This window comes from Streptomyces sp. NPDC014656 (assembly GCF_043084305.1).
Lineage (GTDB): Bacteria > Actinomycetota > Actinomycetes > Streptomycetales > Streptomycetaceae > Streptomyces.
In genome coordinates, this window is the sequence record NZ_JBIBZN010000010.1 from 229,371 (window position 1) to 248,312 (window position 18,942).

General features: G+C 73.9%; 16 protein-coding genes. 7 read left to right on the forward strand and 9 right to left on the reverse strand.

The window, feature by feature from the left end:
• Positions 1–28 precede the first annotated feature (28 nt).
• From ACF1ED_RS23165 to ACF1ED_RS23185, 5 genes are all read right to left on the reverse strand, one after another.
• Positions 29–1,153: an LLM class flavin-dependent oxidoreductase gene (locus ACF1ED_RS23165; RefSeq protein ID WP_391763337.1), complete on the reverse strand. Its 1,125-nt coding sequence runs from the start codon at positions 1,151–1,153 to the stop codon at positions 29–31.
• Between the two features lie 102 nt (positions 1,154–1,255).
• Entirely contained in the window at positions 1,256–2,017 is a 762-nt protein-coding gene (locus ACF1ED_RS23170) for an SDR family NAD(P)-dependent oxidoreductase (RefSeq protein WP_391763339.1), read from the reverse strand.
• 21 nt (positions 2,018–2,038) lie between these two features.
• On the reverse strand, positions 2,039–2,956 hold the full coding sequence (locus tag ACF1ED_RS23175; RefSeq protein ID WP_391763341.1) for a TIGR03619 family F420-dependent LLM class oxidoreductase: 918 nt from the start codon (positions 2,954–2,956) through the stop codon (positions 2,039–2,041).
• Positions 2,957–3,253: 297 nt separating this feature from the next.
• Complete coding sequence (locus ACF1ED_RS23180; RefSeq protein ID WP_391763343.1) at positions 3,254–4,498, reverse strand: hypothetical protein; 1,245 nt, start codon at positions 4,496–4,498, stop codon at positions 3,254–3,256.
• A 347-nt stretch (positions 4,499–4,845) separates the two neighbouring features.
• Positions 4,846–6,072, reverse strand: a complete 1,227-nt coding sequence (locus tag ACF1ED_RS23185; RefSeq protein ID WP_391763345.1) for an amidohydrolase family protein — start codon at positions 6,070–6,072, stop codon at positions 4,846–4,848.
• Positions 6,073–6,226: 154 nt separating this feature from the next.
• Between ACF1ED_RS23185 and ACF1ED_RS23190 the strand changes: the two genes are divergently transcribed.
• The 3 genes from ACF1ED_RS23190 to ACF1ED_RS23200 all read left to right on the forward strand — a co-directional run bounded on the left by ACF1ED_RS23190 (position 6,227) and on the right by ACF1ED_RS23200 (position 10,286).
• Entirely contained in the window at positions 6,227–9,430 is a 3,204-nt protein-coding gene (locus tag ACF1ED_RS23190; protein ID WP_391763347.1) for a BTAD domain-containing putative transcriptional regulator, read from the forward strand.
• Positions 9,431–9,651: 221 nt separating this feature from the next.
• Complete coding sequence (locus ACF1ED_RS23195; RefSeq protein WP_391763349.1) at positions 9,652–9,846, forward strand: hypothetical protein; 195 nt, start codon at positions 9,652–9,654, stop codon at positions 9,844–9,846.
• Positions 9,847–10,154: 308 nt separating this feature from the next.
• Positions 10,155–10,286: a hypothetical protein gene (locus ACF1ED_RS23200; RefSeq protein ID WP_391763351.1), complete on the forward strand. Its 132-nt coding sequence runs from the start codon at positions 10,155–10,157 to the stop codon at positions 10,284–10,286.
• A gap of 13 nt (positions 10,287–10,299) precedes the next feature.
• Here ACF1ED_RS23200 and ACF1ED_RS23205 read toward each other — a convergent pair whose 3' ends face one another.
• Positions 10,300–10,989 carry a hypothetical protein gene (locus tag ACF1ED_RS23205; protein WP_391763353.1) on the reverse strand — a complete coding sequence of 230 codons (690 nt, stop codon included), beginning with the start codon at positions 10,987–10,989 and terminating at the stop codon, positions 10,300–10,302.
• A gap of 139 nt (positions 10,990–11,128) precedes the next feature.
• On the reverse strand, positions 11,129–12,679 hold the full coding sequence (locus ACF1ED_RS23210; RefSeq protein ID WP_391763528.1) for a FadD3 family acyl-CoA ligase: 1,551 nt from the start codon (positions 12,677–12,679) through the stop codon (positions 11,129–11,131).
• A gap of 92 nt (positions 12,680–12,771) precedes the next feature.
• On the opposite strand from ACF1ED_RS23210, the gene ACF1ED_RS23215 reads away from it, so the two are divergent.
• From ACF1ED_RS23215 to ACF1ED_RS23225, 3 genes are read left to right on the forward strand one after another with little or no spacing between them, the layout of a single operon-like run.
• Positions 12,772–13,914: a lipid-transfer protein gene (locus tag ACF1ED_RS23215; protein ID WP_391763355.1), complete on the forward strand. Its 1,143-nt coding sequence runs from the start codon at positions 12,772–12,774 to the stop codon at positions 13,912–13,914.
• A 19-nt stretch (positions 13,915–13,933) separates the two neighbouring features.
• Positions 13,934–14,365 carry a Zn-ribbon domain-containing OB-fold protein gene (locus tag ACF1ED_RS23220; protein WP_391763357.1) on the forward strand — a complete coding sequence of 144 codons (432 nt, stop codon included), beginning with the start codon at positions 13,934–13,936 and terminating at the stop codon, positions 14,363–14,365.
• The gene (locus ACF1ED_RS23225) at positions 14,362–15,147 is read left to right on the forward strand and encodes an enoyl-CoA hydratase/isomerase family protein (protein WP_391763359.1); all 786 of its coding nucleotides are present in this window, start codon (positions 14,362–14,364) and stop codon (positions 15,145–15,147) included. The genes ACF1ED_RS23220 and ACF1ED_RS23225 overlap by 4 nt, the downstream gene beginning before the upstream one ends.
• A 2-nt stretch (positions 15,148–15,149) precedes the next feature.
• Here ACF1ED_RS23225 and ACF1ED_RS23230 read toward each other — a convergent pair whose 3' ends face one another.
• On the reverse strand, positions 15,150–15,746 hold the full coding sequence (locus tag ACF1ED_RS23230; RefSeq protein ID WP_391763361.1) for a hypothetical protein: 597 nt from the start codon (positions 15,744–15,746) through the stop codon (positions 15,150–15,152).
• 113 nt (positions 15,747–15,859) lie between these two features.
• Here ACF1ED_RS23230 and ACF1ED_RS23235 point away from each other — a divergent pair, with 113 nt between their 5' ends.
• A complete protein-coding gene (locus tag ACF1ED_RS23235; RefSeq protein WP_391763363.1) occupies positions 15,860–16,510 on the forward strand; it encodes a hypothetical protein in 651 nt (216 codons plus the stop codon).
• Here the strand turns inward: ACF1ED_RS23235 and ACF1ED_RS23240 are convergent.
• Positions 16,507–18,879: a PQQ-binding-like beta-propeller repeat protein gene (locus ACF1ED_RS23240; protein WP_391763365.1), complete on the reverse strand. Its 2,373-nt coding sequence runs from the start codon at positions 18,877–18,879 to the stop codon at positions 16,507–16,509. The genes ACF1ED_RS23235 and ACF1ED_RS23240 overlap by 4 nt on opposite strands.
• Positions 18,880–18,942: the final 63 nt, after the last annotated feature.

Here is an 18,942-nt window from a genome sequence, read left to right on the forward strand (position 1 = left end):
CGGGTCGAAGACCTCGGGGGAGGGTCCGCTACTGGCCGGCCGCCCGGCGGAAGCGGGTGGTGCGGTGGACCGGGTCGGTGTCGATCTCGGGGATGACGTGCTCGCCGATGAGCCGGATCGAGTTCATCGTGTCCTCGTAGGAGATCCCGATCGGGAGGCCGAAGGAGAGCTGGTCGGCGCCGGCCCGCTCCCATCGCTTGCACTGGGCGAGGACCTCGGAGGGGTCGCCGCAGATCATCAGCTCCTCGGCGATGAGGAGTTCGATGATCTCGGCCGAGTACTCGGGGAGCAGCTCGGGCCACTCGGGGATGCCCTCGGGGCGGGGGAAGGTGTCGTGGTAGCGGAAGAGCAGCGACTGGAGGTAGTTGAGGCCGCCGCCGACGGCGATCTCGACGGCCTTGTCGTGGGTCTCGGCGCAGATCGCGGTGGAGGTGACCATGACGTTGTCGTTGACGAAGTCGCCGACGGCCTTGGCCTCCTTGATCGCGTTCTTGTAGGACTCGACGACCCACTCCATGTCGGAGACCTTCTGGACGCTGAAGCCGAGGACGCCGAGGCCCATCTTCCCGGCCATGGCGTAGGAGGACGGGGAGCCGGCCGCGTACCACATGGCGGGGTGGGAGGTGCCGTACGGCTTGGGGAGGATCTTGCGGGGCGGCAGGGACCAGTGCTTGCCCTGGAAGCCCGCGTACTCCTCCTGGAGCCACATCTTGGGGAACTCGGCGATGGTCTCTTCCCAGATCTCCTTGGTGTGGTTCATGTCCGTGATGCCCGGGAAGAAGCCGAGGATCTCGTGGGAGCCGGCGCCGCGGCCCGAGCCGAACTCGAAGCGGCCGCCGGAGAGGTGGTCGAGCATGGCGACCTTCTCGGCGACCTTCACCGGGTGGTTGACCTGGGCGAGCGGGTTGAAGATGCCGGAGCCGAGGTGGATGCGCTCGGTGGCGTGGGCGAGGTAGCCCAGGTAGACGTCGTTGGCCGAGAGGTGCGAGTACTCCTCCAGGAAGTGGTGTTCGGAGGCCCAGGCGTACTTGAAGTTGTGCTTGTCCGCCTGGATGACGTACTCGGTCTCCTCCATGAGCGCCTTGTGTTCGGCTTCGGGATCGGTCTCGGCGCGCTTGCCGACGTATCCCTGTACGAAGATCCCGAATTCCACGGAAGTCACCGTCCTCGTGAGTTTCTGACGTGTCGTCAGATTCTTGGATGCGCTGCGCGGTGTCAATACCTGACGAGACGTCAGATCGCTTGCCGGGCCGCGTCAGAAGAGGGACACGCCGGCCAGCCAGCCGCCGTCGATCACGAACGGCTGACCCGTCACGTACGAGGAGTCGTCCGAGGTCAGGAAGAGGGCGAGGGCCGCCACCTCCTCCGGGCGGCCGATCCGGCCGAGCGGCACGAGCTTGCGGTACAGCGCGCCCGTGGCGTCCGGGTCCACCCCCTCCGGGTTGCTCATGGCGGTGTCGATCGCGCCCGGGCAGACGGCGTTCACCCGGATCCCCTTCGGTGCCAGCTCCAGGGCCGCCACCCGGGTCAGCCCGAGCACCGCGTGCTTGGAGGCCGCGTAGGCGCCGACCCCCGCCATGCCGGTCACGCCCGTGTACGAGGCGGTGTTGACGATCGTGCCGCCGCCGGCCGCCGCGATCTCCGGCGCCACCGCCCGGATCCCCAGGAAGCAGCCCGTCTGGTTGACGGACACGATCGCCTGGAACTCCTCCAGCGGGGTCGCGAGCAGTTCGTTGAAGCGGAGGACGCCGGCGTTGTTCACCAGCCCGTCGATCCGCCCGAACCGCTCCTTCGCCGCCGCCACCGCGGCCGCCCACTCCTCCTCGCGGGTCACGTCCAGGTGGACGTACGCCGCCCGCTCCTCCCCCAGCTCCCCGGCGAGGGCCTCCCCCGGGCCGTCGAGCACGTCCGCGAGGACCACCCTCGCCCCCTCGGCGGCGAAGAGCCGCGCCTCCTGCTCGCCCTGTCCGCGCGCCGCGCCCGTGACGACCACGACCCGCCCGTCCAGCTTGCCCATGCGCGTGCTCCCTCCGGATGCCTACAGATGAGGGGCGACCTCTTCGGCGAAGGCCGCCATCTGATCGGTGAGTTCGGCACGGCTCCGGCTGCGGAACCGCACCTGGATCTGACCGGCGCCCAGCTCCCCGTACTCCCGGAGCGAGGCCGCCAGCTCCTCCGGCGGGCCGGCCAGGGTGCGCCGGCCGGTCTCCCAGCCGGGGGTGCCGACGTACAGCGGCTCGGCGATCGCGCCGAAGACGAAGGGCTGCGCCAGGCCGGCCTCCTCGCGCAGCCGCCGGATCCGCCCGATCCGGCGCGCCAGCACGTCCCTGGGGTCGCCCTGCGGCAGCCAGCCGTCGCCCTTGAGCGCGGCCCGCCGCACCGCCGCCGGGGAGGAGCCGCCCACCCAGACCGGGATCCGCTCCTGCGCGGGCCGGGGCCGCTGCCCCAGGTCCTTGAAGGCGAATCGCTCCCCCAGGTGCTCCGGGTACTCCTCCGGGCCGAGCGCCGCCCGCAGCGCGTCGACCGTCTCGTCCAGCACCCCGCCGCGCCCCGCGAAGTCCGCCCCGACCGCCTCGAACTCCTCCCGCACGTGCCCCGCGCCCACCCCGAGGACCAGCCGGCCGCCGGAGAGGTGGTCGAGGGTCGCGTACGCCTTCGCGGTGACCAGCGGGTGCCGCAGCCCCACGACGGCGACGTGCGAGAGCAGCCGGACCCGCTCGGTGGCGGCGGCCAGGAAGGAGAGCGTGGCGACCGGGTCGTACCAGACCGTGCTCATCCCGGCGGCGAGCCGGCGCGGGATGGCCACGTGGTCGCAGCAGGCGACGTAGTCGAAACCGTGCGCGTCGGCGGCCCTCGCGATCGCGACCAGGTCGGCGGGCCCGGCGGCGGCCTCCCAGGGCTCGGCGTAGATCGCGGACTGGGACTGGACGGGCAGCTGCATTCCGTAGACCACCATGGGGAACCCCCGCACCCTGTTTCTGACGGACCGTCAATTACGCGAGCGGGCCCATGCTCTTACCTGACGCAGCATCAGGCAAGGGGTGGGAGGGGTCCATCGGCGCGGGGGCCGGGGTCCGGGGTTCGGCGGAAGAGGTCTCGGTCCGGGAGGAGGGGGCCGGGGTTCGGGGTTCGGCGGGAGAGATCGCGGTCCGGGAGGAGGGGGGGTCCCGCAGGACGCGCCGTGCACGCGCCCCCGCCCGGGCGGCGTGGAGCCGTCCGGGCGGGGGCGGGGGGACTTCCGTCCGCCGGTGCGTCAGGCGCCGTCCGCCGCGGCCGCCGCCCTGGCGTGGCGCACCACCGCCGAACCCGCGAGGAAGACGACGGCCATGGCGCTCAGCAGCGCCAGCGCCCTCGCCCAGGCGAAGGTGGTGCCGAGGCTGGGCCCCAGCAGGTCGACGGCGCGGGCGCTCGCGACCCCGTGGAGCACGACCACGACGAGGGCGAGACCGGCGGAGGCGGCCCAGGCGATCAGGGTGTCCCGGGAGGCGAGCCACACGGCACACACCAGGGAGAGCACGCTGACGACCACGGAGAGCGTCTGCGCGTCACCGCCCGAGCGCAGGCCCGCGAGGTCCGTCGGCAGGTGGACGAGGCCGCAGACGAACAGCGCGACCGCCGCGGGCCAGCGCAGCGCCGACCGCAGCGCGGGCGAGGCACTGTGGCTGCCCGGGCCCGTGGCCAGCGCGCCGTCCAGGACCGACTTCCGCCGCTCGGCGGCGCCCCGGACGCGCTTGGAGCGGCCGACCGTCGGCACGGCGTCCCCGCCGGCCCGCGCCGGGTCCGGCAGACCGGGTCCGCCCCGCCGCGCCGGGGCGTCCCCGCCCGGTGCGGGCCGCCAGTCGCTGCTGTCGGCGCCGAGGATGCCGACGAGCTGGACCACGTCCTCGATCGGCCGGCCCACCGCCGCGGCACGCAGCGTGGTCTCGGCCTGCCGGAGGTCGTATCCCGACGCGTTGAGCAGCGCGAGCAGCTGGCGCACCTCCTCCAGGGGGCGGGTGACGGCGGCGGCGCGGAGCGCCACGTCCGCGGGGCTGGAGAGTTCACCGGTCTCCTGGAGGCGGGCCACCAGCGCGGCCACCTCCTCCACCGGGCGCTCGGTCGCCGCCGTCCGCAGGAGCGTGTGGACCGCCTCGTCGCCGGATCCGTCCTGATCCGGCGGACCCGCGTCGGTCCGCGCCTCCGGGGCGGCCGGGGGCTCCGGGGCGGCGGAGGGCGCCGGGGCGGCCGGAGACTCCGAAGCGGCCGGAGACTCCGAAGCGGCGGAAGGCTCCGAAACGGCCGGGGGCTCCGGAGCGGTCGAGGACTCCCGTCGCTCCCGAAGAGCGGGGCCGGGGTCGGGCGCCGGGTCGGGGACGGGACCGGGGCCGGACGCCGGGTCCGGGTCGGACGCCGGGTCGGGGACGGGCGCCGGGTCCGGGTCGAGCCCCAGGTCGGGGTCAGGGACGGGGTCGGGGTCAGGGACGGGGTCGGGGTCGGGGTCGGGCGTGAGGGTCGTCACGATCGGGACGGTCGGTACGACGGGGGGCAGCAGGGGCCGCTCGGGGAAGGGCGGCGTGCCGGGCACCGGGGACGGGGAGACAGCCGGCGGACGGGCCGGCCCTGCGGTGGGCCCTCGGTTCGGTTCTATGTCATCGTCCGCCGGTGGGACGTGCGGAAGGTCGGTGGTCATGTTCACAGGCTCCGTTCGTGGACACCCCGGAGGGTGCCCACCATGGCTGTCTCTTGGTGCGCGTCAGAAGCACACTCGACTACTACTAGTGCGCATTCGGTGACACTCGGCCATCAGGGAGCCGTCTCGTTGGGCCGACGGAGTGAACAGGACCCGGGGAACCCCCACGGGACGGCCTAGGGACGCCAGAGCCCCTCCGGGGTCAGCCCCAGCAGGTCGATGGCGTTGCCCCGGACGATCCGCTCGACGACGTCCGGCGGCAGGTGGCCCATCTGCGCCTCCCCCACCTCCTTGGACTTCGGCCAGGTGGAGTCCGAGTGCGGGTAGTCCGTCTCGTAGAGGACGTTGCCCGCGCCGATCGCGTCCAGGTTGCGCAGCCCGAAGGCGTCGTCGAAGAAGCAGCCGTAGACGTGCCCGGCGAAGAGCTCCGACGGCGGCCGGGTGACCTTGTCGGCGACCCCGCCCCAGGCGCGGTTCTCCTCCCAGACGACGTCCGCCCGCTCCAGGATGTACGGGATCCAGCCGACCTGGCCCTCCGCGTACATGATCCGCAGGTTCGGGAAGCGCTCGAACTTGCCGCTCATCAGCCAGTCGACCATCGAGAAGCAGCAGTTGGCGAAGGTGATGGTGGAGCCGACCGCCGGCGGGGCGTCCGCCGAGGTGGACGGCATCCGGCTGGACGAGCCGATGTGCATCGCGATGACCGTGCCGGTCTCGTCGCAGGCCCGGAAGAAGGGGTCCCAGTGGTCCGTGTGGACCGAGGGCAGTCCCAGGTGCGGCGGGATCTCGGAGAAGGCGACGGCCCGCACCCCGCGCGCGGCGTTCCGCCGCACCTCGGCGGCGGCCAGCTCCGGGTCCCAGAGCGGGATGAGGGTGAGCGGGATCAGGCGCCCGGCCGCCTCGGGACCGCACCACTCCTCGACCGTCCAGTCGTTGTAGGCGCGCACGCAGAGCAGGCCGAGTTCGCGGTCGGACGCCTCGGTGAAGGTCTGGCCGCAGAAGCGCGGGAAGGTCGGGAAGCAGAGCGCGGACTGGACGTGGTTGACGTCCATGTCGGCGAGTCGCTCGGGGACGGAGAAGGAACCCGGCCGCATCTGCTCGTAGGTGATGACTTCGAGGCGTATCTCGTCCCGGTCGTAGCCGACGGCGGTGTCGAGGCGCGTGAGGGGCCGGTGAAGGTCCTCGTAGACCCACCAGTCGCCGATCGGCCCGTCGTCGCCCTTCGCGCCCATGACGGGCGCGAACTTGCCGCCGAGGAAGGTCATCTCCTTCAGCGGGGCGCGGACGATCCGCGGACCGGTGTCGCGGTACCGGGACGGGAGCCGGTCCCGCCATACGTGCGGGGGCTCCACGGTGTGGTCGTCCACCGAGATGATCCTGGGGAAGGTCTCCTGGGTCTCCATGTCCTTCACGGTAGCGCCGATCTGACGAACCGTCAGCTTCTCTGGCGGCCGGGCCCGGTCACAGCTCCTCCACAACGTCGCCCCGATGCTGACGCGCTCCCTCCGGACAAGGCAGACTGTCCGGGGCGATACCACCGGTAGGGCAGGGGGAGCCATGGGGCAGGACAACGGGCCGCGCGTCCCGGCGCAGGGCCCCGGCAGGCACGGGGCCGGGGCCGGGGCGGACATCGGCGTACCCCGGCGGCGGGCGGGAGCGCCGGGGGGCGGGGCGGAGAGCCCGACGGGGCCGACGGAGCCGACGGGGGAGCCCGGTTCGGCCGGGGAGCCCGAGGTGAACGGCCCGGCCGGAGAGCCCGTGGCCGCCGGCACGCAGGCGGATCGGGGCTCCGTTTCCGTTTCCGTTTCCGGTTCCACTTCCGGCGCCGACTCGGGCTCAGGTTCCGGTCCCGCCGCCCGTTCCGGTTCCGCCGCCGGCCTGCGGTTCGGCGTGCTCGGGCCCGTGCGGGCCTGGCGGGACGGCGAGGCGCTGGCCACCGGGTCGCCGCAGCAGCGGGCCCTGCTCGCCGCGCTGCTCCTGCGGAGCGGCCGTACCGCCACCGCCGCCGAGCTCATCGACGCGCTCTGGGGCGAGGAACCCCCCTCCCAGGCGCTCGCCGCGCTCCGCACGTACGCCTCCCGGCTCCGCAAGGTCCTCGGCGCCGAGGTGCTGACCAGCGAGTCCGGCGGGTACGCCCTCCGGACCGCCGCGCTCGACCTCACCCGCGCCCGGGAGCTCGCCGCCGAGGCCGAGAAGCTGCGGGCCGGCGGCGACCGGTCCGGCGCCCGGGCCCGGCTCGCCGAGGCCCTGGACCTGTGGGACGGCGAGGTCCTGGCCTCCGTCCCGGGGCCGTACGCCGAGAACCAGCGGACCCGCCTGGAGGAGTGGCGGCTCACCCTCCTGGAGACCCGCCTCGACGTCGACCTGGAGACCGGCGCGCACGCCGAGGCCGTCTCCGAACTGACCGCGCTCACCGCCGCGCACCCGCTCCGCGAGCGCCTGCGCGAACTCCTCATGCTCGCGCTCTACCGCGGCGGACGGCAGGCCGAGGCCCTCGCCGTGTACGCCGACACCCGCCGGCTCCTCGCCGACGAGCTCGGCGTCGACCCCACCCCCGAACTCTCCCGGCTCCAGCAGCGCATCCTCCAGGGCGACGCCGAACTGGCCCGCCCCGTCGAGGAGCAGGCCCCGGCCGCCGCCCCGGTGGCCCGCCCGGCCCAGCTCCCGGCCACGGTCCCCGACTTCACCGGCCGCGCCGCCTTCGTACGGGAGCTCGGCGCCCGGCTCGCCACCGCCGAGGGCCACGTCATGGCCGTCTCGGCGCTCGCCGGCATCGGCGGCGTCGGCAAGACGACCCTCGCCGTGCACGTCGCCCACGAGGCGCGCCCGCACTTCCCCGACGGTCAGCTGTACGTCGACCTCCAGGGCGCCGGTGCCCGGGCCGCCGCCCCGGAGACCGTCCTCGGCTCCTTCCTCCGCGCCCTCGGCACCCCCGACTCGGCCATCCCCGACGCCCTGGAGGACCGGGCCGCCCTCTACCGCTCGACGCTCGACGGCCGCCGCGTGCTGATCCTCCTGGACAACGCCAGGGACGCGGCCCAGATCCGCCCCCTGCTGCCCGGCACGGCGGGCTGCGCGGCCCTCGTCACCAGCCGCATCCGCATGGTCGACCTGGCGGGCGCGCACCTGGTGGACCTCGACGTGATGTCCCCGGAGGAGGCCCTCCAGCTCTTCACCAGGATCGTCGGCGAGGAGCGGGTCCGGGCGGAGCGCGAGGCCGCCCTGGACGTCGTCGCCGCCTGCGGCTTCCTCCCCCTCGCGATCCGCATCGCCGCCTCGCGCCTCGCGGCCCGCCGCACCTGGACGGTCTCCGTCCTCGCCGCGAAGCTCGCCGACGAGCGCCGCCGCCTCGACGAGCTCCAGGCCGGCGACCTCGCCGTCAAGGCCACCTTCGAGCTCGGCTACGGCCAGCTGGAGCCCGCCCAGGCACGGGCCTTCCGCCTCCTGGGCCTCGCCGACGGCCCCGACATCTCCCTGGCGGCCGCGGCGGCCGTCCTCGACCTCCCCCTGTGGGACACCGAGGACCTCCTGGAGGCCCTGGTCGACACGTCCCTCCTGGAGTCGGCCGCCCCCGGCCGCTACCGCTACCACGACCTGGTCCGCCTCTACGCCCGCGCCTGCGCCGACCGCGACGAACACCCCCCGACGGAGAAGGAGGCCGCGCTCTCCCGCCTCCTCGACTTCTACCTCTCGACCGCCGCCGGGGTCTACGCCGTCGAACGCCCCGGCGACCGCCTGGTCGACCACCTGGAGCCCACCGACCACGAGGGCCTGGCCTTCACCGACCGCCACGAGGCCCAGGACTGGCTCTACTCCGAGTCCCACTGCCTGCTGGCCTGCGTCCGCCAGTCAGCCGCCGCCCCCACCACCCTCCGCCGCGCGGTGGACCTCCTCTGGGCCTCCCTCGACCTCGCCGAGTCCGGCGCCAACTCCAAGGAGTACGAGGCGGTGGCGACCCTCCTGCGGGAGGCGGCGTCGAAGACGGGCGACGTACGGGCGGAGGGCCGGGCGGCCAACGCCCTGGCGTACGTCCACCACTACCAGGGACGGTTCGACCAGGCGGACCGCGAGGCGGCGGAGGTGACCGGGCTGTCCGGGTCCGTGGGCGACCGCCTGCCCATGTGCTGGGCGCTGAACGTGAGGGGCGCCGTCGCCCTCTACCAGGGAAGGCACCAGGACGGGGACCACCACTTCTCCCGGGCCATCGCCGAGTTCCGCAGCATCGGCGACCGGGCCGGCGAGGCCTCGGCGCTGTGCAACCTGTCCCGGCTCCGGCTGGCGGCGGGACAGCGTGAGGACGCCGTACGCATGGCCCAGCAGGGGGCGGCCATGTACGACGAGATGGGGCACTCCCTGAAGGGCGCGAACGGCCGCTACGCCCTCGGGCTCGCCCTCACCGAGAACGGGCAGCTCGACGCCGCCGCCGGCCGCCTCCGCGAAGCCCTCGTCGTCTTCGTGGAGAGCCGGCAGCGGCTGTGGGAGGGCATGACCCTCTTCCGCCTGGCCGAGGTCGACATCGCCGCCCGGCGCTACGGCGCCGCCGCCGCCGGGGCCGAGAAGGCCCTGTCCGTGCTGCGGGGCATCGGGGGCGAATGGCGGCGCGGCAACGTGCTGACGGTGCTCGGCCGGGCCCTCGACGCCATCGGCCAGTCGGGCCGCGCCCAGGTCTGCTGGCAGGAAGCGCTCGACATCTACGAGGAGCTGGGGGCACCGGAAACGGCGGAGGTCAGAGGACTGCTGTCGCCGCGGGCCGCGGCCTGACGCCCCGGCCCCCAGGGGGCGTTCATCATTCGTTTATCGCCCCGGGCCAGAGTGGTCTTCAACGATCCGTCGCGTCGGGGGGCAGGCGGGTCGCCACAGCGGCTGTCACCCCTACGCATTAGGGTGAGCGGCCCACGGGAGCCCGTCCGACCGTCCTCGGGGGAAGAGGGTCGGACGAGCTCCCCACCGCACCGCACGCCATCCACCAGGAGGGGAACACCATGGCCGAGATCGACGCCACCGACCCGACCGTCAAGCCGGAGAACCTGCACGTCACCGGCGGCGAGGCGGACCAGATCGGCACCAAGAACCTGCACGTCACCTCGGAGCCGGCCGACGCCATCGCAGACAAGGTCCTCGGTGACGGCGGCGCCTCGACCGACAACCTCCACGTCACCACGGAGCCGGTCAAGTAAGCCACTCCCCACGGGGATGACGGCACCGGCGGCGACTTCGGGGGAGCCGCCGGGGCCATCCGAAGGGGGCCCGGTCGACGGGGGAGCACACGGTCCCGGGGGACTCCGGACGGAACCAGGGGGGATTCGTCCGGCAGGGACCGCGCGCAACGCGATCGGACCACCGACAGGAGGGGCCGGGCAGCTGCCCGGCCCCTCCCGCGTGTGCCGCACCACCTGACGAAGTAGGCCGTTCCGCTTCGCGGTCCTCCGAAGACCGCCGCGAGGATCGATCTGTCCGATTACCACCCCTTCATGAGGAGTCAGTCATGCGCAGCACCAAGCGCCTCGTCACCCTCGCCCTCATCGCCGTCGCCCTCGCCTTCGGCACGGCCGCGCCCGCCTCGGCGAACATGCACGTCACCACCGACAGCTCCTACGACGACCTCCGCGCCGACTGACCCGCCCGGCTCGCTAGCCGCGCGCGTACGACCCCAGCCCGACCAGGCAGTAGACGTACTCGCTGATGGTGGTGCCGTTCATGGTGTAGCGGTGCGAGAAGGCGTACTGGGTCTTGGGGTTGGCGTTGCACCTGTTCATGTCGGAGGTGAAGGGGAAGGTCTGGATGACCTTGTAGTGGGCGTCCGAGGCCGAGCAGGGGACCTCCTCGACGCCGCTGACGGACTGGGCGGTCTCCGAGTCCGGGAGGGTGCCGTTGAGGCAGGTGCCCTTCTCGTAGGGGTCGGGCTCCTCCTCGGTGGGGGTGGGGTCGGCCGTGGGGCCGGGGTCGAGGTCGAGGCTGGGGAAGGGCGAGACCGAGAAGGTGGGGACGATCGGGCGGGAGTCGCTCGGTTCCTTCTTCTCGTTGCCGCTGAAGAGGTACGCGCCGCCGACGACCGCGCCGATGACGAGCAGCGGGACGAGGCAGCCCGCCACGCCGGACCGGCCCTGCCCCGGGGAGCGGGCGGCGCCCGTGACGGTGATGCGGAGGAGGACGGTCCCGCCGGCGAACTGGACCGGGACCAGGTCGCCGTGGCGGCAGGGCGGGACGTGGAGCTGGGTGGGGCCGCCGCCGGGCAGGTGGGACGGCAGGTCGACCGGGATGACGACGCCGGTGGCGGCCTGCTGCGGGGTGAGCCTGAGGGGGATCTCCTGCGTGGTCACTGCTGCTCCTCGGAGGGGAAAGGGGGCGCGCGTCGCCCTTATGACGTGGGCGTGATGGCGGCCGGTTGCGCCTCCGGGGCCTCTCCGGCCCTCTTTCCATAAGTGGATTCCAATAATCCGGAAAAGGCGGCCGGGACGGTCAACTCCGCTTCCTGAGCTCGCCCTTGACCACCTTCCCGCTCGCGTTCCTCGGCAGCTCGGCGACGAACTCGACCTGACGGGGCACCTTGTAGTTCGCCATCTCCCGCCGCGACCAGGCGATCAGGTCGTCGGCCGTGACCCGCGCGCCGGGGCGCCGCACCACGAACGCCTTGCCGACCTCGCCGAGCCGGGGGTCGGGGACGCCGATGACGGCGACGTCGGCGATGTCCGGGTGCAGGCCGAGGAGCTGCTCGATCTCGGCGGGGTAGGCGTTGAAGCCGCCGACGATGAACATGTCCTTGAGGCGGTCGGTGATCCGGAGGTTGCCCGCCCCGTCGAGGACGCCGATGTCGCCGGTGCGCAGCCAGCCGTCCGGGTCGATCGCCTCGGTGGTGGCCGCCTCGTCCTCGAAGTAGCCGCGCATCACGTTGTACCCCCTGACCAGCACCTCGCCGGTGTCGGAGAGCCGGACCTCGGTGCCGGGGACGGCGCGGCCGGAGGTGGTGGCGACGGTCTCGTCCGGGTCGTCGCGGCGGCACATGGTGACCAGGCCGCTCGCCTCGGAGAGGCCGTAGGCGGTGAGGACGGTGGTGACGCCCAGTTCGGCGCGGAGGCGTTCGACGAGCCGCAGCGGGACGACGGCGGCGCCGGTGACGACCAGGCGGAGGGTGGACAGGTCGTGGCCGGCGCGGGCCGGGTGGTCGAGGAGCGACTGGTGGAGGGTGGGCGGGCCGGGCAGCACGCTGATCCGCTCGGCGGCGATGTTGGCGAGGACGGTGTCGGCGGTGAAGACGGACTGCGGCACGATCACCGCCCCGCGCATCAGGCAGGCGAGGACGCCCGCCTTGTAGCCGAAGGTGTGGAAGAAGGGGTTCACCACCAGGTAGCGGTCGCCCTCGGCGAGGCCGGCGAGCGCGGCCCACTCCTCGTAGCAGCGCAGGGTCTGGGCGTGGGTGATGACGGCGCCCTTGGGGCGGCCGGTGGTGCCGGAGGTGTAGACGACGTCCGAGGGGCTGTCGGGGTCGATGGCGTCGGCGCGGGCCCGGACGCGCGCGGCGGGGACCCGGTCGCCCTCGGCGAGGAAGGCCTTCCAGGTGGTCCACTCGGCCTCGTCGGGGGCGGTGTCGCCGAGGACGACGACCCGCTCCAGGTGCGGCAGGGGCACTCCGGCGCGGCGCAGCGAGGCGACGTACGAGGTGCCGAGGAAGGTGCCGGTGACGAAGAGGAGCCGGGCGCGGGAGCGGGCCAGGACGTCGGCGGCCTCGGTGCCCTTGAACCGGGTGTTGAGCGGGACGAGGACGGCGCCGGCGGTCACCGCGCCGAGGGCGGCGACGATCCAGTCGAGGCTGTTGGGCGCCCAGACCGCGACCCGGTCCCCGGCCCGTACGCCGGTGGCGAGGCAGGCGGCGGCGGACCGTTCGACGCGGGCGGCGAGTTCGGCGTACGAGACCCGGGCGCGGCCGTCGGCGACCGCCTCCCGCTCCCCCCACCGCTCCCCCGCCGCCCGGACGAGTCCCGGGATCGTGCCCCACTCCAGGTCACCACGCATGCCCATGTCCCCAGCCTCCCTGTAGCTGACTATCCGTCAGATTAGTTGTAGCCTGACGCGCTGTCAGCAGTGCTGCCCCAGAAGGAGGTCCGGTGCTCAAGGACGCCACAGCCATCGTCGGGATCGGTCAGACTCCCTTCGCGAAACAGCTCCCCGAGACCGAGCGGACCCTCGCCTGCCGGGCGATCCTCGCCGCCCTCGACGACGCCGGCATCGCCCCCTCCGAGGTCGACGCCTTCGCCTCGTACACGATGGAGGAGACCGACGAGGTCGAGGTCGCCAAGGCCATCGGCGCCGGCGACGTCACCTTCTTCTCCAAGGTCGGCTACGGCGGCGGCGGCTCCTGCGCCACCGTCGGCCACCTCGCCGCCGCCGTCGCCACCGGCCAGGCGAGCGTCGGCGTCGCCTGGCGGTCCCGCAAGCGCGGATCCGGCCCCCGGCCCTGGAAGAACACCGCCGTCCAGCTCCCCACCCCCGGCCAGTGGACCCGCCCCTTCGGACTGCTCCGCCCCGCCGACGAGATCGGCATGCTCGCCCGCCGCTACATGCACGAGTACGGCGCCACCCGCGACCACCTCTTCAACGTCGCCCTGGCCTGCCGCAACCGCGCCAACCAGAACCCCGACGCGATCATGTACGAGCGCCCGCTGACCCGCGAGATGTACATGACCTCCCGCTGGATCAGCGAACCCCTCTGCCTCTTCGACAACTGCCTGGAGACCGACGGCGCCCTCGCCTGCGTCGTCGTCTCCGCCGAACGGGCCCGCGACTGCCGCCAGAAGCCCGTCTACGTCCACTCCGCCGCCCAGGGCCTGCCCGCCCAGCACCACGGCATGGTCAACTACTGGAACGACGACCCGCTCTCCGGCCCCGCCTGGACCGCCGCCCGCCACCTGTGGAAGAACGCCGACTTCGGCCCGGACGACGTGGACGTCGCCCAGATCTACGACGCCTTCACCCCGCTCGTCCCGCTCTCCCTGGAGGGCTACGGCTTCTGCGGACGCGGCGAGGGCGCCGCCTTCACCGAGGGCGGCGCCCTCGAACTCGGCGGCCGGCTCCCCCTCAACACCGGCGGCGGCGGCCTCTCCGAGGCGTACGTCCACGGCTTCAACCTCATCAACGAGGGCGTGAAACAGCTCCGCGGCACCTCCACCGCCCAGGTGCCGAACGCCGCCACCTGCCTCGTCACCGCCGGCGAGGGCGTCCCCACCTCCACCGTCCTGCTGCGCGCCTGAACCCGAGGAGCTGATCCGTGTGCTGAACCCCGTCATCGACGAAGACGGCGCCCCCTTCTGGGAGTTCACCGCCCGCGGCGAACTGAGGATCCAGGCCTGCGCCGAGGAGGACTGCGGCGAACTCCGCTTCCCGCCCCGCCCCTGCTGCCCGCACTGCCAGTCCTTCGCCACCGAGTGGCGGCTCATGTCCGGCCGCGGCCGCATCTGGTCGTACGTGCTCCCGCACCCGCCGCTGCTGCCCGACTACGCCGAGCAGGCCCCCTACAACGCCGTCCTCGTCGAACTCGCCGACGCCCCCCGCATCCGCCTCGCCGGCAACGTCGTCGCCGCCCCCGGCGCGCGCCTCGACTCCGTCGACCCGGCCCGGCTCCGCATCGGCGCCGCCGTCCGGATCGCCTTCACCGAGATCGACGGCCTCGCCGTCCCCCGCTGGATCCTGGAGCGCGGATGAGCGCCCCCGGCGTCCGCGTCGCGCGCGACGAGGAGACCGGCGTCGCCGTCGTCACCCTCGACCGGCCCGAACGGCTCAACGCGATCACCCTCGCCATGGCCGACGAACTCGCCGCCGTCTGGCGGGGCTTCCGGTACGAGGACGGGGTACGGGCGATCGTCGTCACCGGCGCCGGCGGCCGGGCCTTCTGCACCGGCATCGACCGCGACGACGCCGGCCGGGTGCCGCAGCCCTCCTCCCCGTACACCATCGACGACCCGCTCGTCGCGATCGGCCCCAAGGCCAACGACCTGTGGAAACCGGTGATCGCCGCCGTCGAGGGCATGGCCTGCGGCGGCGCCTTCTACCTGCTCGGCGAGGCCGAGTTCCTGATCGCCGGCGAGACCGCGACCTTCTTCGACCCGCACACCGCCTACGGCATGGTCAGCGCCTTCGAGACCGTCCACATGGCGCAGCGGACGCCCTTCGGCGAGGTCGCCCGGATGGCCCTCATGGGCTCCGCCGAACGGATCTCCGCCCGGCGGGCGTACGAGACGGGCCTGGTCAGCGAGGTGACCGGGGCGGGCGGGGCGCTCGCCGCCGCGCGGGAGGCGGCCGCCGTCATCGCCTCGTACCCGACCGGGGCGGTGCAGGGCACCGTACGGGCCCTGTGGACGACCAGGGAGGCCGTCAGGTCCCAGGCCCTCGCCCAGGCCCCGCACCTGGTGACGCTCGGGAACCTGCCGGCGGAGCGGCAGGCGGAGCTGTTCGGGAGGCGGGGGGCGGGGTACCGGACGCGGTAGGGCTAGTAGGCGTTCATCTCCTCGACCCGCACCTCGCAGCGCTTCACCTTGTCCACGAGTCGGGGGTTCGCCATCTCCACCTCGAAGTCCTTCTCCTCCCCGTGCTCCACCCTCAGCGTCGTCGTCCGCGTGTCGACCACCGAGCCGGAGGCGCCCTTGAAGCTCAGGGTCACCTTGTAGAGCTCGGTGACGTCGTACCGGGCCTCGCTGGTGATCCGCACCGTCGCCGTGGTGTCCGCCTTGCGGGCCGGCCGGCCCTTGCGCTTCTTCTGCGCGGGCTTCACGCAGTCGACGACGGTCACGGCACCGGACGCGGTGGCCGAGGACGTGGGCTCGGCGGTGTACCCGTACTCGCCGTCGCTGCCACTGGAACCGGAGCCCGACCCCGAGCCCTCGTAGTCGTCGTTGTCCTTCTTGTCGCTGGAGCAGCCGCCCCCGCCGCTGCTCTTGCTCTTGCTCTTGCCGCTGCCGCCGCTGCCGCCCTTGCCGCCGCCAGAACTCGTCTGGAAGCCGGTCAGCGCCAGCACCACCACCGTCAGCGTGGCCGCCATCTTCAGCCGGGTCCGTACCACCGTCACCGTCTCCCCGTCGTCCGTCATGTGCGCGCCACACCCTAGCGGGGGCCCGCGTCCCCGCATGGCGGGGCCCGGCCACCGGGCGTAGCGTCGACAGCGAGAGAGCCGGACCGCGAAGCCCCCGAGGAGGCCGATCGATGATCCGCAACGTCGTCGGCTCGGTCCTGGCCCTCGTCGGAGCGACGGCCGCCGTCTGGAGCCCCTTCCGTGCCTGGTACGACGGCCGTCACGGCAGCGACTACGCGATCGGGGACCTCTTCACCGGCATCACCGGCTCCGAACCCGGGGTGCTCGGCTCGATCCTGCTGCCGTTCGCCTTCGCCGCCCTCGTCACCCTGGTCGGGGTGGTGCTGCGCTCCCGGCTGCTCGTCGCCCTCGCCGGAGTGGTCGTCCTCGGCTTCACGGTCCTGTGGATGGTGCGGGTCGGGCAGGCCGAGGGCAGCCTGGTCGTCTCCGGGGACGGACGCGGGCTCGGCGACGGGGTCGCCAACGCGTTCGGGGGCGGAGTGCTGCTCCTGCTCGGCGCGGCCGTCATGTCGGGCCGCCGCCGGACCCACCGCCTGGCGCCCGCCGCGCCGCCGCCCACGCACCCGACGCTCGACGGCCCGCCGCCCGCGGGAGCCCCGTACGAGACCGGAGGCCCGCGGGGGACGGGGGATCCGTACGACACCGAGACCCGCTCCATGCCGTACGCCGCCCCCGGCCGCTTCGACGTACCGGCCGAACCGCCCGGCGACGGGACCGGCCGGGACGGACGGCCCGGCCGGGACGACCGGCCGCCGGGCTAGCGGGCCGCCGCGCCGCGGCCCGTGGCCGTGCCCTTCGCCGCGTCGAGCGCGTACACGCAGCGGTCCTTGCTGCACGCGTACACGACCCCGCCCCTGACCACCGGCGAGCCGGTGATCTCGCCGCCGGTGGCGAGCTTCCAGCGGAGCTGTCCGCCGGTCGCGTCCAGGGTGTAGAGGACGTGGTCGGCGGAGCCGAAGTGGACCCGACCGTCAGCGACGACGGGGGTGCCCACCAGCTCGGCGCCGGCCGCGAACCGCCACCGGGGGGTGCCGGTGACCGCGTCCAGGGTGTAGAGCGCGCTGCCGCTGCCGACGTGCACGTTCCCGTCCGCGACCAGCACCGGCTCGGCGGACTGGCGCTGCTCGGTCGCGATCCGCCAGCGGTCCTGGCCGGTGGTGGCGTCGAGGGCGTAGACCGTGCCGAGGTGGTCGGCGAGGTAGACGCCGCCGCCGGTGACGGCCGGACCGGGCGCGAAGGCGGGCGGGGCGAGGAAGACGGCGGGCGCCTCGAAGTGCCAGCGGACGTGCCCGGCGGCGATGTCGATCGACAGGACGCGGGTGCCGGCGGAGACGTACACGCAGCCGTCCTCGGCCGGCGCGACCCGGACCGGCACGTGCCCGCAGGAGGCGGCGTCCCCGACCGGGTACGACCAGCGCTCGGTGCCCGTCCGGGCGTCCAGGGCCCGGAGCCGGGCGTCCTGCCAGACGTACACGGTGTCGCCGTGGATCGACGGACCGGCCTCCGGGGTCTCGAAGTCCGTCTGGCAGCCGGTGACCTCCCACAGCTTGGCGCCGTTGGACGCCTCCCAGCCCTGCACCCCGCCGCCCCGGGTGCCGGTGACGACGGTGCCCCGGTCCACCTGGAGGGAGTACACCCAGGCGTCGGTGCGGTGCCGCCAGCGCTCGCCGCCGTCCGTGGCGTCGAGGGCGTACAGCGTCGGCCCGTCGGAGGCGTGGATACGGCCCTGGGCCACGGCCATCGACCAGGCCACGTCCCGGGTCTTGAACTGGCGGCGGCCGGAGCCGGTGTCCAGCGCGTGCACCTCGAAGGAGGTCACGTAGAGCAGGTCGCCGTCGACCACCGGCGTCCCCCACACGTCGTTGGACATGCGGAAGCGCCACGGCCGCCACGCCCCCGGCTCGGGCCGGGGGGTCTGCGGCTGAGGCTGAGGCTGCGGCGGTACGGGCGCCGGCGCGGGCTCCCCGCCGGGCGGCCGGACCCACCCGGTGGCGTGCGGGTCGGCGGCCTGGCCCAGGGCGAGCGCCGCCCGGGTGTCCGCGACCCGGGGGCCGGGCCCGATCGGCACGGTGGCCCCGCCGAGCCGCACCGGCCCGCCGGACTCCTCCGCGGGACCCGCGTGCCGGCCGCCCGCCTGGGCGGGCTCGCGCGGGTCGCCGGACCAGCCGCCGCCCTCGGGCTGCCGGGGCGGGCGCGGCGGCATCGGCGGCGGGGTGACGGGCGGCGCCGGGGCGGGCCGGCCGCCGCGCCGGGTCTCGATCATGGTGACGGCGGACTCGGGCAGCCACGCGGAAGCGGTGCCGCTGTCGTCGCTGCCGGGACCGAAGAGGTGCGGGGCGAGCATGGCCTGGAGGTCGGCCGGGGTGGGCCGCTGGGCCACGTCCATCTGCATGCACGCCTCGATGAGCGGCCGCAGCTCCTCGGGCATGCCCTCCAGGTCGGGGCCCTCGCGGAGCAGCATGAAGACGGTCTCGACGGGGTTGGCGCCGTGGAAGGGAGCGTGCCCGGTCGCGGCGAACACCAGCATCGACCCCAGCGAGAAGACGTCGCTGGCGCCGGTGACGCTGCGCGAGTCGCGGGCCTGCTCGGGCGACATGTAGGCGGGGGTGCCCACGGCGACGTTGGTCATCGTCAGCCGTGTGTTGGAGACCCCGGACGCGATGCCGAAGTCGATCACCCGGGGCCCGTCCTCGACGACGAGCACGTTCGACGGCTTGAGGTCGCGGTGGACGAGCCCGGCGCCGTGGATGGACTGGAGGGCCTCGGCGACACCGGCGGCGAGCCAGCGGACGGCCTGGGCCGGGAGCGGCCCGCACTCGTTCACTATCTCTTCCAGCGAGGGCGCCGGGACGTACGCGGTCGCGAGCCACGGCACGGCGGCCCGCGGATCGGCGTCGACCACGGCGGCCGTGTAGAAGCCGGACACCGCCCGGGCGGCCTCCACCTCGCGGGTGAACCGCACCCGGAACAGCTGGTCCTCCGCGAGCTCCGTGCGCACGGTCTTGATCGCCACGCGCCGGCCGGACGCCGACCGCGCGAGGTAGACCAGCCCCATGCCGCCCGCGCCGAGCCGGCCCAGCACTTCGAAGGGCCCGATGCGTCTCGGGTCGTGCTGCGTCAGCTGTTCCACTTGCCTGCCACCTCCCCGTACGGGCCATGACGGTACGGCCCGGGGCCCTGATTCTTCCTGTCC

Bases quoted from the DNA above. Each gene is read 5' to 3' on its own strand.
- ACF1ED_RS23170 (WP_391763339.1), bottom strand. From the start codon at position 2,017: ATGGGCAAGCTGGACGGGCGGGTCGTGGTCGTCACGGGCGCGGCGCGC.
- ACF1ED_RS23175 (WP_391763341.1), bottom strand. From the start codon at position 2,956: ATGGTGGTCTACGGAATGCAGCTGCCCGTCCAGTCCCAGTCCGCGATC.
- ACF1ED_RS23185 (WP_391763345.1), bottom strand. From the start codon at position 6,072: ATGGAGACCCAGGAGACCTTCCCCAGGATCATCTCGGTGGACGACCAC.
- ACF1ED_RS23190 (WP_391763347.1), top strand. From the start codon at position 6,227: ATGGGGCAGGACAACGGGCCGCGCGTCCCGGCGCAGGGCCCCGGCAGG.
- ACF1ED_RS23195 (WP_391763349.1), top strand. From the start codon at position 9,652: ATGGCCGAGATCGACGCCACCGACCCGACCGTCAAGCCGGAGAACCTG.
- ACF1ED_RS23200 (WP_391763351.1), top strand. From the start codon at position 10,155: ATGCGCAGCACCAAGCGCCTCGTCACCCTCGCCCTCATCGCCGTCGCC.
- ACF1ED_RS23210 (WP_391763528.1), bottom strand. From the start codon at position 12,679: ATGCGTGGTGACCTGGAGTGGGGCACGATCCCGGGACTCGTCCGGGCG.
- ACF1ED_RS23225 (WP_391763359.1), top strand. From the start codon at position 14,362: ATGAGCGCCCCCGGCGTCCGCGTCGCGCGCGACGAGGAGACCGGCGTC.
- ACF1ED_RS23230 (WP_391763361.1), bottom strand. From the start codon at position 15,746: ATGACGGACGACGGGGAGACGGTGACGGTGGTACGGACCCGGCTGAAG.
- ACF1ED_RS23235 (WP_391763363.1), top strand. From the start codon at position 15,860: ATGATCCGCAACGTCGTCGGCTCGGTCCTGGCCCTCGTCGGAGCGACG.